Annotated in this window: 12 protein-coding genes and 1 pseudogene (1 of these 13 cut by a window edge); 6 read left to right on the forward strand and 7 right to left on the reverse strand. The window is 68.7% G+C overall.

Features of this window, described 5'->3' with window-relative positions; translation table 11 throughout:
• Positions 1 to 137, reverse strand: partial view of a FecR family protein gene (locus H565_RS15725; protein WP_051363475.1) — the start only. Its footprint begins 1,387 nt before the window's first position; only the first 137 of its 1,524 coding nucleotides appear in the window; it begins with the start codon at positions 135 to 137; its stop codon lies off the left edge, out of view.
• 86 nt (positions 138 to 223) lie between these two features.
• Between H565_RS15725 and abc-f the strand changes: the two genes are divergently transcribed.
• Positions 224 to 2,101, forward strand: a complete 1,878-nt coding sequence (gene abc-f / locus H565_RS0107515) for a ribosomal protection-like ABC-F family protein (protein WP_027460505.1) — start codon at positions 224 to 226, stop codon at positions 2,099 to 2,101.
• Here the strand turns inward: abc-f and H565_RS0107520 are convergent.
• From H565_RS0107520 to H565_RS15730, 3 genes are all read right to left on the reverse strand, one after another.
• Positions 2,098 to 2,757: a phosphoribosyltransferase gene (locus H565_RS0107520; RefSeq protein WP_027460506.1), complete on the reverse strand. Its 660-nt coding sequence runs from the start codon at positions 2,755 to 2,757 to the stop codon at positions 2,098 to 2,100. The genes abc-f and H565_RS0107520 overlap by 4 nt on opposite strands.
• Positions 2,758 to 2,828: 71 nt before the next feature.
• Positions 2,829 to 4,049: a toxic anion resistance protein gene (locus H565_RS0107525; RefSeq protein ID WP_027460507.1), complete on the reverse strand. Its 1,221-nt coding sequence runs from the start codon at positions 4,047 to 4,049 to the stop codon at positions 2,829 to 2,831.
• Positions 4,050 to 4,171: 122 nt separating this feature from the next.
• Positions 4,172 to 5,005 carry a protease complex subunit PrcB family protein gene (locus tag H565_RS15730; protein ID WP_051363476.1) on the reverse strand — a complete coding sequence of 278 codons (834 nt, stop codon included), beginning with the start codon at positions 5,003 to 5,005 and terminating at the stop codon, positions 4,172 to 4,174.
• 57 nt (positions 5,006 to 5,062) lie between these two features.
• Between H565_RS15730 and gatC the strand changes: the two genes are divergently transcribed.
• The 4 genes from gatC to H565_RS14680 are packed head-to-tail and all read left to right on the forward strand — an operon-like array spanning position 5,063 to position 7,974.
• On the forward strand, positions 5,063 to 5,380 hold the full coding sequence (gene gatC / locus H565_RS0107535; RefSeq protein WP_027460508.1) for an Asp-tRNA(Asn)/Glu-tRNA(Gln) amidotransferase subunit GatC: 318 nt from the start codon (positions 5,063 to 5,065) through the stop codon (positions 5,378 to 5,380).
• A 58-nt stretch (positions 5,381 to 5,438) separates the two neighbouring features.
• A complete protein-coding gene (serS, locus tag H565_RS0107540; protein WP_027460509.1) occupies positions 5,439 to 6,731 on the forward strand; it encodes a serine--tRNA ligase in 1,293 nt (430 codons plus the stop codon).
• A 44-nt stretch (positions 6,732 to 6,775) separates the two neighbouring features.
• A complete protein-coding gene (locus H565_RS0107545; RefSeq protein WP_245576190.1) occupies positions 6,776 to 7,411 on the forward strand; it encodes a hypothetical protein in 636 nt (211 codons plus the stop codon).
• 2 nt (positions 7,412 to 7,413) lie between these two features.
• Positions 7,414 to 7,974 (forward strand): endonuclease III domain-containing protein, encoded by a 561-nt coding sequence (locus tag H565_RS14680; RefSeq protein WP_245576191.1) that lies wholly within the window; start codon positions 7,414 to 7,416, stop codon positions 7,972 to 7,974.
• A 320-nt stretch (positions 7,975 to 8,294) separates the two neighbouring features.
• On the opposite strand, the gene H565_RS0107555 is transcribed toward H565_RS14680, so the two are convergent.
• Both H565_RS0107555 and H565_RS0107560 read right to left on the reverse strand, forming a co-directional pair.
• Positions 8,295 to 9,068 (reverse strand): TerC family protein, encoded by a 774-nt coding sequence (locus tag H565_RS0107555; RefSeq protein ID WP_027460511.1) that lies wholly within the window; start codon positions 9,066 to 9,068, stop codon positions 8,295 to 8,297.
• A gap of 174 nt (positions 9,069 to 9,242) precedes the next feature.
• On the reverse strand, positions 9,243 to 9,866 hold the full coding sequence (locus H565_RS0107560; RefSeq protein ID WP_027460512.1) for a TetR/AcrR family transcriptional regulator: 624 nt from the start codon (positions 9,864 to 9,866) through the stop codon (positions 9,243 to 9,245).
• 92 nt (positions 9,867 to 9,958) lie between these two features.
• Between H565_RS0107560 and H565_RS14685 the strand changes: the two genes are divergently transcribed.
• The gene (locus H565_RS14685) at positions 9,959 to 10,465 is read left to right on the forward strand and encodes a phosphate-starvation-inducible PsiE family protein (protein WP_051363477.1); all 507 of its coding nucleotides are present in this window, start codon (positions 9,959 to 9,961) and stop codon (positions 10,463 to 10,465) included.
• 11 nt (positions 10,466 to 10,476) lie between these two features.
• Here the strand turns inward: H565_RS14685 and H565_RS0107570 are convergent.
• Positions 10,477 to 10,808 (reverse strand): annotated as a pseudogene (locus tag H565_RS0107570) (IS4 family transposase); the annotation flags it as partial.

Consider the following 10,808-nt stretch of genomic DNA (forward strand, 5'->3'; position numbering starts at 1 on the left):
TCGGCGCGGCCCTGAAGCTGCTCGGCCTTGACGAGGGGGGAAGGGCCAGAAGCCGCGTCCGCCGCCCCACTCAGCAGCGCTGCGCACAGGGCCGTCCTCAGGGGCGAACTCAGGCGGGAGGCCGCAAGGAGACTCACCCGGCCAGTCTAGCGGGTTGCCCCCGCCGAGCACGCGGCAATCCACCACCGAGGGCCGCGCCCTCTCCCTCCCTATACTGCCCGGCGTGCTCGTCGCCTTGCAGGATGCCACCAAGGAATACGGTCCCCTCACCGTGCTGTCGGGGGTCAGCTTTGCCGTGCAGCCCGGCGACCGGGTGGGGCTGGTGGGCCGCAACGGGGCGGGCAAAAGCACCCTGCTGCGGCTGCTGACAGGCGAAGTCTGGCCCGACAGCGGCGAGGTGCGCCGGGCACCGGGGGTGCGGGTCCGCGCTCTGGCGCAAGACCCCACCTTTCCGCCGGGCGCGACCGTGGACAGCGTGCTGGAAGCCGCCTTTCAAGACCTCGACGCCCTGGAGGCCGAGTTGGAGCGGGCGGCAGGGGCAATGAGCAGCGGCACCCCTGAAAGCGTCCTACACCACGAGGCCGTCTTGGAGCACTACGTGCGCCGGGGCGGCCCCCTGCGCCGCAGCCGCAAGGAGGCGGTCACGCTGGCGTTCGGCTTTCGGGGCCGTGAACACGACCCGGTCGCCGGGCTGTCGGGCGGCGAGCGCACCCGCCTAGGTCTCGCCGCGCTGCTCGTCGAGAATCCCGACGTGCTGCTCCTCGACGAGCCGACGAACCACCTCGACATCGTGATGGTGGAGTGGCTGGAGGGCTTTCTCTCGCGCTCCCCCGGCGCGGTGCTCGTCATCAGCCACGACCGCGCCTTTCTCGACGCGGTGACGAACGAGACGGCTTACCTGCGCGGAGGCCGCCTGAGCGTGTACCGGGGCGGCTACACCACCTTCCGCGAAACGCTGGAAGCCGAGCTGGAGCAGCAAGCAGCGCAGCACACGCAGGACGCCAAGGCGATAGCGTCCCTCCAGGCGAGCGCCGACCGCATGAAGGTCTGGGGCCTGGGCATGAGCAAGCTCGCCCGCCGCGCGAGGGCGATGCAGGCCCGCGTCGACCGGATGCAGGCCCGCGCCGCTTCGGCTCCTCCCCCCGAAGAGCGCACCACCCGCATCACCTTTCATGCTCCGGAAAGCGGCGACGTGGTGCTCGACGCCCGGCACCTCACCCGCCGGGTGGGGGGGCGCACCCTGTTCGCGGACGTGAACGTTCAGCTGCGGCGGGGCGACCGGGTGGCGATTATCGGGCGCAACGGGGCGGGCAAAACGACCTTGCTGCGGACCCTGCTGGGCCTGGACCCCTCCGATGACCCGCGGGGGCGGGTGCTGACGGGTGCCCGCGTGAGCACGGGCTACTACGACCAGGCCCTGCGTGGGGTCGACCCAGAGCAGACCCTCTACGAGGTGGCCCGCGAGTACGTGCAGAAGGACTTTGAGGCCCACAATCTGCTGGGCACCTTCCTCTTTCCCTATGACCAGCACGACAAGCCCGCTCGCATCCTTTCGGGCGGCGAGCGGGCGCGGCTGGCCCTCCTGAGGCTGGCGCAGGAGGACCACAACCTCCTCGTGCTGGACGAGCCGACCAATCACCTCGACATGGAGATGGTGGAAGCGCTGGAAGACGCCCTGACGGCCTACTCCGGCACCCTCCTCATGGTGAGCCATGACCGCGCCTTTATCGAGGGGCTGGCTGACCGCATCTGGCTGCTGGAGGACGGGCACTTCTACGAGTACCCCGGCTGGGCCGACTACCGCGAGCGGCACCGCCCCGCCGCCGTGGAGGAGGCCAAGCCCACGCCGAAACCCGCCCCCGCCCCCGCGCCGAGGGGCAAGGGCCTGTGGCACCTCAAGCGTGAGGTCGAGGCCCTCGAAGCCGAGATTGCCCGGCTGGAGGCCGAACTGGGAGCAGCCCAGGCCGCCCTTGCCGCCGCCCCCCCCGACGCCGACTTTGCCGCCCTGGGCCGGGCCGCCCACGACCTCGAAGTGCAGTTGGACGCGAAGATGACCGCCTGGAGCGAAAAACAGGCCGAGGTCGAAGCGCGGGGGGGCTAGGCGAAGCCCGGCGCGTCCGCCCCGGCCAGCAGCGCCCGGACCTCTTCGTCGGTCGTCTGGGTAAAGTCGCCGTAGAACTGCCCGACCGCCATGAAATCGGGCGGAGTAAGGAGGCAAACGAGTTCGTCGGCCAGGGCAGCCAGGGCGCGGGCGGTGCCAGGCGGGGCGACGGGCACCGCCACGACGATGCGAGCGGGGCCAAGGGCACGCAGGGCCTCCAGACCGGCCCGCATCGTCGCCCCGGTCGCTACGCCGTCGTCGACCACCACGGCGGTGCGCCCGGCGAGGGGGACGGGGGGGCGGCCTCCCCGGTAGAGCTGCTCGCGCCGAGCGAGTTCGGCGCGTTCGCGGGCTTCGGCGGCGGCCAGGGCGTTCGGCGAGACCCCCGCACGGCGCAGTAGGTCCTCGTTGAGCACCCGCACACCCCCCGACGCGACCGCGCCCATCGCCACCTCCTCGTAGCCCGGCAGTCCCAGCTTGCGGACCACAAAGACGTCAAGCGGTGCCCCCAGCGCCCGCGCCACCTCCGCCCCCACCGGCACGCCCCCCCGCGGCAGGGCGAGCACCGTGCTGTTTGGCCAAAGGCCACGTTCGCGCAGCCGGGCGGCGAGCTGCTCGCCCGCGTCGCGGCGATGCTGGAAGGGAGGGGAGGGCATATCCGGGCCTCGCCCCGATTGTGGCGCAAGGGGGCTGGCCCGCGCCACCCCGGTCGGTGGGGTGCGGCGCTCTAGAGCTTCAGGTCTCCCTTCTCGGTCACGTTCAGGCCCTGCGCCACGTCGCGGGCAGCGCTTTGGCGTTCGCGGTCGAGGTAAGTTTGCGCCTGCGCGACCTCGCGCCCCAGCGCCCCGATGGTGTCACGGAAGCGGTCGAGGGCCTGGGTGCGGTAGGTGCTGATGGCGTCGAGCGCCCCGTATACCTCGCGAAAGGCCTGCTGGAGAACCTGCGGGTCGACGGTCGCGCTGCCCGCTTGCCGCTGAATCTCGGTGGACTGTTGCCGCAGGAGGCTGGCGGTGGAGCCAATCATCTTGCCCGTGGTGGTGTTGAGGGCGGTGACCTGCCCCAGCACGGCCTGTTGGGTGCCCAGCGCCTGCGCCACCATGATGGCGGTCCTGAGCGCCGAAACGGTCGTGGTGGTGGCCCGGTCCACCCCCTTGATGAGTTCGAGGTTGTTGCGCCGCACCAGGTCGAGGGCGAGGTAGCCCTGGATGCTGACCGCGAGTTGGGTAAGGAGGTCGGTGACCCGCTGGCGCACCGCGAACAGCAGTTCTTCGCGGACCACGCGGGCCTTTTCGGGGTCGGTCTGCTCCAGCGTCTGGAGGCGGGCGGTGAGGGCCTCGTCGACCGCTTGCCCCACGTGGGCATATTGCCGCAGCTTTTGCATCGTCTCCCAGAGGTGGACCTTTTCGGTCTCGATACTGGCGTTGTCGCGGCGCAGCTCGTCTTGCGAGCGGTAGAGGCTCTCCAAAATGGCGTTGAGGTGGCTCTGGGCGCTTTGGTAGCGGTCGAGGGCATTCACGGCCTTGCGGCCCCCCGGCAGCCGCCGCAAAAAGCCCCGCGCACTGGGAGTGCGGGTGGGGTCGAGGTCCTCGACCGTGCGGCGCAGGTCGGTGAGGCCCCGCAGGATGTCGCTGCCCTCCGCGAGCGCCCCCGCTTGGGTGGTCCGCAGGGGCCGCTCCAGCATCCGGCTGGAGACCTGCGCCGCCGCCCGCTGCTCCGGCACGCCGAGGCCGTGCACCGCGTCGAGCTTGCGCTTGAAGTCGGGGCTGTGGGTTCCGGCGTGCAGCACGTCTTCCACAAAAGCCCGCGCCATCGCGTCGAGCCGGGTGCGGTCCTCGGCCGAGAGGGGCACCATCTCCGGGGCATCTCCGGCTCCCACCGGAGTGACCGCTTCGGGAACGTGCAGCAGGGCGTCGGGCGGGGTCAGGGGGCCAGGCTTGTCGGCACTCATGAAGTTCAGTACGCCGCCGGGGGGGCGGGGGTTGCATCGGGCAAAAGATTGAGCCGCCAGCTTCCCGCGCCAACAAAAGCCCCACCCGTGGGGGTGGGGTGGGACTGGGGGGGGAAGCGGGGTCAGCGGGGCTGGAGCTGGACCGGACGGCCCGCCGCATCGACGAGCTGCACGCGGGTGAAGGTGCCCGCGACGCGCACCATGGTCCAGGGGCTGGTGAGGGCCTGGGTCACGATGCTGTCTGGACCCGGTGCCCGCAGCTCGACTGTGAGGGTGAGGGTGCCGCCCTGCACGCTGGCCCCGGTCACCCGGACCCCGTAGCCCCCGGTGGGCCGCTGCCCCAGGAAGATGGCGACGGCCGTTTCTCCGGCTCTCAGGGTGGGCGCGGCGGGCGCGCCCGTCTGGTTGCCGTAGGCGACCCGGTAAAGGGCATTCAGGGCCGTCTGGGTGGTGGCGACCTGCACGCCGGGCGTGCTCACGGCGGCGTTGGTGCCGCTGGCGAGTTCGGTCACGGCCACGCGCCCAGCGGCTGCGGGCGTGCTGGGGGCCGGGGCCGGGGTCGCGGGGACGGCGGGGTCCATCGGCGTCTCGGTCACGGTGCCCACCCCGCCCCCCGCGTTGGGGGCAAAGGTCACCAGGCCCGTGGGCAGCCCCGCTTGGGTCAGCCGCTGCAGCACGGCGACCCGTTGCACGGCGGTGCCCACCGTCACCCGCAGGCGGCCCTGGCTCTGGTCGAGTTCCAGCGCGCTCAGGCCGGGCAGGCCCTCCAGGGCCGCCTGCGCCGCCCGCAGTTGCTCGGCGGTGTAGCCCGACGGGTAGGCCGGGGAGGTCGTGCGGGGCACCGCGGTGGCCGGGGCTGGGGCACTCAGCGGCGTGGCAGGAATAGAGGTCACGCTCTGGGCGACGGCGAGGGTGCCCGCGCCCAGGGCCAGGGTCAGGAGGAACGTCCGGGTCATGGCCCCAGACTCGCCTCTGGGTGCTGACGGTGCATGAGCGCCCGTATACTCGCGTTCATGATTGGACCGGTCAGCTCAGCAGCGCCGCTCGACGCGCGGGAGGTCGAGCACCTCGCCCGCCTCGCGCGGCTGGACCTCACCCCGCAGGAGCAAGACAACCTGCGCGGCGACCTGGGCCGTATCCTGGGCTACTTCGAGCAGCTCCGGGGCGTGGACACTGCCGAAGCGGAAGAGATGCAGCGCCCCGTTTCCCTCATCAACGTTCTGCGCGAGGACGTGCCCGGCGAGGTTCTTGCCCCGGAGGTCGTCGCGGCCCTCGCTCCAGAGCGGGAGGGCGGCTTTATCCGCGTTCCGCGCACCGTAGAGCAAGACTGATGGCGGGGGGCTGTCTCTCGCCTGTTTTCCCCACTCCTGCACGTTTCTGGAGGCTTTGATGCTCGACCTCAAGTTTATCCGTGAGAACCCCGAAGCGGTCCGCCGCGCCATTCAGGTCAAAGGGGTGGCCCTCGACCTCGACGAACTGCTGCAGCTCGACCGCGAGGTTGTGGCCCTGCGCCAGCGCGTCGAAGCCCTTCAGACCGAGCGCAACGCGAACGCCAAGCTTGTGCCGAGGGCGGCCCCCGACGAGCGGCCCGCCCTCATCCAGAAGGGCAAGGACCTCGGCAAGGAACTGGGGGCCTTGGAACCCGAACTGCGTGCCGCCGAAGAGCGCCTGCGCGGGCTGCTGCTGCGGGTGCCCAACCTCCCGCATCCGTCGGTTCCGGTGGGCCAAGACGACTCCGAGAACGTCGAGTTGCGCCGCGAGGGGCAGCTCCCGCAGTTCGCCTTTGCGCCCCTCGACCACGTCGAACTCTTGGAGCGCCAGGGCTGGAGCGACCCAGAGCGGGTAGCGCGGGTGTCGGGGAGCCGTTCGTACCTCCTGCGGGGCGACGCGGTCCTCCTGGAGATGGCCGTCTTGATGTTCGCGATGGATTTCCTGCGCGGGCGCGGCCTGGAGCCGCTGAGCACCACGGCCCTGGTGCGGCCCGAAACGCTCGTGGGGTCCGGTCATTTCCCCGGCGGCGAAGACCAGGTGTACAAGGTCGAGGGTGACGACCTCATGCTTGCCGGAACCGCTGAGGTGCCCATCAACAGCCTGTACGCTGGAGAACAGCTCAGCCACGAGCAGCTTCCGCTGGCCTTTGCGGGCCTGAGCGCTGCCTTTCGCTCGGAGGCGGGGTCGGCAGGGCGCGACGTGCGCGGGCTGATTCGGGTCCACGAGTTCCGCAAGGTCGAGCAGTACGTCCTGTGCGAGGCGAGCGAGGAAGAGGGCCTGAAGTGGTTTGACCGCCTCCTGGACAACGCTGAGGCCCTCTTGCGGGCGCTGGAGCTGCCCTACCGGGTGGTCCAAAACTGCACGGGCGACATGGGCGCGGGCAAGGTGCTGATGTACGACCTTGAAACCTGGGTACCCAGCGAGGAGAAGTACCGCGAAACGCACTCCTGCTCGTACCTCGGCGACTGGCAGGCCCGCCGCACCGGGCTGCGCTACCGCGACGAACACGGCAAGCTGGTCTATGCCCACACCCTGAACAACACCGGGATTGCCACCCCGCGCATCCTGGTGCCCCTGCTCGAAAACCACCAGCAGGCTGACGGCACCATTCGCGTTCCGGCGGCTCTGCGGCCCTACCTTGGCGGGCGCGAGGTGCTGGGGGTGCCCGTGCGGGAAGTGGCGGCGGTGTAGCGGTGTCCATGAAGGGGAGGCCCCCACCCGTTACCCTGGGCCGCATGGACCTTCCGCGTGATTTGCCTGGGATGCGGGAGTGGGGACGGCGGGGCGGGGTGGCCCGCCGCCTCACGCTGCTTTTCCTCGCGCCGCTCTTGGGGGCCGCGCTGAGTAGCTGCGCCCGCAAAGCCGACACCTTCAAGCCTCGCATCGTCGTGACCAGCCCGGACGGCGGCGGGGTGGGGCGAGCACGGGAGTTCACCATCCGTGGCTACGCCCTCGATGACCAGGGGGTGACCCGCATCACGGTGGATGGCAAGTCCATCCCCATCCAGCCGGGCAGCCGCAAAATCGCCAACTTCGCCTTCCAGACCCAGGTGCCGGGAAAGGGCGCAACCTACCTCATTGGTGCCATGGACGCGGCGGGCAACAAGAGCGTGCTGGAGGTGCCCATCCGGGTAGACGGCCAGCCCCCCGTGTTGAAGGCAACCCGCACCGAGCGCAGCGGCAACCTGATTCGGGTGACGGGCGTCGCGACCGACGACAACGGGGTCACCGAGATCCTCGTCGATGGCAAGCGCCTCAACATCACCGCGGGCACGCGGGTGGATTTCTACGCCGAAACCACGGGCATCTACGCTGACCTGGAGGCGGTGGACAGCGCGGGCAACCGCACCCGCCTGCGTGCTCAGCCGTAGGCGTGGCCCGGCCTTCCCCCGCCCAAGAGGTGCCGCCGCCCCCGCACCTGCCCGAACTCCTGCGGCGGCTGCGTGACACCTACCTCCCCACCCTGACCGTGCCCCGCGTCAGCCCGGAGCCGCTCGATGACCTCATCGAGACCATTCTGGCGCAGCAGAACACCGCCCCCATCGCCAGGCGGCAGTTCGCGGCTCTGCGGGCGGCCTATTCAGTCTGGGAAGCGGCCCTGGCCGACGGCCCCGATGGGATAGAAGCCACCCTGCGCGGGGCGGGGGGCGGCTTGACGCGGGTCAAGGCCGAGCACATCTGGGACCTGCTGCGCCGGCTCGAAGAGGAGCGGGGGCACCTCAGCTTGCGTGACCTGCGCTCGCTGCCGGATGCGGAGGTGCGGGCGCTTCTCGAAGCGCTGCCCGGCGTGGGCATGAAGACCGCCTCGCTGCTGCTGCTCTTTGACCTGGCCCGGCCCGCCATCCCAGTAGACACCCACATCGGGCGGGTAGCGGCGTGGCTCGACCTCGTGCCCGCCCACTGGAACCTCCAGAAATATAGAACGCTGGTTTGACGAGGTGCTGCCGCGGGAATGGGCGGTTCGCTACGCCGCCCACGTCTCCACCATCCGCCACGGTCGTGACACCTGCCTGGCCCGCTGCCCCCGCTGCGAGGCCTGCGTGCTGCGGGGCCTCTGTCCCTCGGCGGGGCTGTTCCTGGGGGGTGACACGGATTCTGGCGGAATGAGCCGCAGGCGGAAGCTCTCCTCGTCGGGTGGCGAGGACCCGTCGCTTCGCTCAGGGGGAGGGGCGGTCTCCCTGGCCCTGGAGTGAAGAAAACAGCGAGGAGGCGGCAAGCCCGTCAGCCGCCTCCTCCTCACTGTGCCCGTTCCGCTTACGCCTTGTCGGGATGCCGCGCCGAATCGTGCAGCTCGACGGGCTGGCCCCGCCGCGCCCGCAGGTTGAGCAGCTCAACCATGATGGCGAAGCCCATCGCAAAGTAGGTGTACCCCTTGGGAATCTTGAAGCCGAAGCCGTCGGCAATGAGGTTCACGCCGATGAGGAGCAAAAAGGCCAGCGCCAGCATCTTGACGGTGGGGTGCGATTGCACAAACTCGCCGATGGGCCGAGCGGCCACAAGCATAATCATGACCGTCAGCACAACCGCGCTCACCATCACGCCGAGGTCGTCGGCCATCCCGACCGCCGTAATCACCGAGTCGAGGCTAAAGACGATGTCCAGCAGCATGATTTGCCCGATAATCGCGGCAAAGCCTGCTGCGGCCACCCGCACCCCCGCGCCCGATTCGTGGCTGCCGGGGCCTTCAAGTTGTTCATGCATTTCCTTGACGGCCTTGTACAGCAAAAAGAGGCCCCCAAAAATCAGGATGAGGTCACGCCCCGAAAAGCCCCGCCCGAACACCGAGAAGAGGTCATTTTGCAGGCTATAAATCCAGGCAATAGAGAACAGCAAGCCCAGCCGCATCAGCATGGCTGCGAGCAAGCCGATGGTCCGGGCGCGTTGGCGCTGGTCGGGCGGCAGCTTGCCCGCCAGGATGCTGATGAAGATGACGTTATCGATGCCGAGAACAATCTCCAGCAGCAGCAGGGTGCCAAAAGCAAGCCAGGCTTCTGGCTGAGTAATCCAGCCAAACAGGGTTTCTAACACGGAGGCTCCAAAAAAGAGGGAGGGCAGGCGTCAGCGGGGCCGACGTCTCCCCAAAAGGCCGCCGGAGCGGCAAACGGGGCTGAGGGACGGAAGCACGCGGCCTGACCATGCCGCGCTCATGGCCATGCTCCGGGAGAAGTTGTGCACGAATCTTAAGTAAAAGATGAAGAATCTTTATTTTTCTGGGTTCGCGGGTGGGGTGCCCGGCCCGGCGGCCCCGTCGAGGTAGATGGTGAGCAGGCCGCGGGCGGTGCCCACCGGGTCGCTGGGGGGTGCTCCCGTCACCAGGGGGTACAGGAGCGCGAGCAGGGCGCGGGTCAGCACCGGGGGGGGCAGGTCGTCTCGCAGTTCGCCCCGTGCGGCGGCGGCCTCAATCAGCTTGCCCAGGCCCCCCATCCACACCCGGCGGTAATCGTTTTCAAAAGCGGCGCGGCGCTCTGGCGAGACGTGGCGCAACTCGCTCGCCAGTTGCAGGCCGACGCGCTGTTCGGGAGCACTCGCCAGCAGGTCACTCACCAGCGTTTCGAGCTGTGCCCGCACCCCCACCTGTGCCTGGGCGTGCGCGACCAGCCGCGCCAAGCCCGCCAGGGTGCCCTCCAGCATCGCCAAAAAGAGGGCCTCCTTATCGGCATAGTGGTGGTAGAGCGCCGGTTTGGTCACGCCGACTGCCGCCGCTACCTCACGCATGGAAACCCCGTGGTAGCCGCTCGCCACAAAGAGCCGCGCCGCCTCGGTCAGGATGCGGGCGCGGGTGGTGTCAGGCGCGGACAGGGGGGGCTGAGAGGGCGAAACGGTCACGCCCGCATGATAGCCGAGGGAAGGGCGAACGTCCCGGCGGGGGCCTCTGCGCAAGACCTGTCAGAGCTAGGGCTACCGCGTACACTGACGCCATGAGCCGCAAGTCGCCGGAGCATATCGGGGTGCGGGGGGGCCTTTCCAGACTCCGCCCCTTTCAAGCAGACCTCACGGCTGTCTTCCGCCTTGCCGTTCAGCTTGTCTTTAATTTGCTGATCATTATCATTCTCATCGCACTATTTATCGGCGTAGGTCGAGTTTTTCTCAATCTCACGTTTACGCTCTCGCAGAGTACGGTGCCCAACGCCTTTAATGTGATAGTCTCCGACGTCCTAGCGCTCATGGTCGTTATTGAACTCTTTCGCTCGTTTGTGGAGTACTTCGACCATCGTCGAGTTCGCATCCATGTTTTGGTAGACGTCGCGTTGATTTTTGTGCTGCGCGAGTTGATTATTGGTCTCTACAGTGGCGAGCTGCACAAGCCATTGCTGCTGCTGGCTTATGGAGCGGTGTTCCTCGCTTTGGCGGTGACTCGCACCTTGGTGGTGCGTTTCTCGTACGCGCCAGATGGCCGCACTTCACGGGACAACGAGACGGATTGATGCACCTCTCTCTAGGGGTCAAAAGTGGCGAGGAAGTCGGGAAACGCGTGTGCAAGCCCACGGTTGGGCTTGGTGAGCACGGCGCGAAGGGCATCCAGGCCACGTCTGAAGAGGCTTTTGGGCGGGTAGCCGTGTCGAAGGCAGCGTGACGGGGCACGCTGCTGCTCAAACTCTCCCACCAAACAGCACCATACGAAGGCCAGTGCGACCACGGCCAGGAGCGTGGAGACCCGACTGGGATCAGTCAGGTGCGTGCTTTCGAGAAAAAAGCCCCTGGATTTCAGCGCCTGATGCATGTTTTCTGCGGTCCAGCGCAGCGCGTAACGTTTCAGGGCTTTCTCGG

The sequence above is a fragment of the Deinococcus murrayi DSM 11303 genome, assembly GCF_000482805.1.
In the GTDB taxonomy this organism is placed as follows: domain Bacteria; phylum Deinococcota; class Deinococci; order Deinococcales; family Deinococcaceae; genus Deinococcus; species Deinococcus murrayi.

Bases quoted from the DNA above. Each gene is read 5' to 3' on its own strand.
- H565_RS0107520 (WP_027460506.1), bottom strand. From the start codon at position 2,757: ATGCCCTCCCCTCCCTTCCAGCATCGCCGCGACGCGGGCGAGCAGCTC.
- H565_RS0107525 (WP_027460507.1), bottom strand. From the start codon at position 4,049: ATGAGTGCCGACAAGCCTGGCCCCCTGACCCCGCCCGACGCCCTGCTG.
- H565_RS15730 (WP_051363476.1), bottom strand. From the start codon at position 5,005: ATGACCCGGACGTTCCTCCTGACCCTGGCCCTGGGCGCGGGCACCCTC.
- gatC (WP_027460508.1), top strand. From the start codon at position 5,063: ATGATTGGACCGGTCAGCTCAGCAGCGCCGCTCGACGCGCGGGAGGTC.
- serS (WP_027460509.1), top strand. From the start codon at position 5,439: ATGCTCGACCTCAAGTTTATCCGTGAGAACCCCGAAGCGGTCCGCCGC.
- H565_RS0107545 (WP_245576190.1), top strand. From the start codon at position 6,776: ATGGACCTTCCGCGTGATTTGCCTGGGATGCGGGAGTGGGGACGGCGG.
- H565_RS14685 (WP_051363477.1), top strand. From the start codon at position 9,959: ATGAGCCGCAAGTCGCCGGAGCATATCGGGGTGCGGGGGGGCCTTTCC.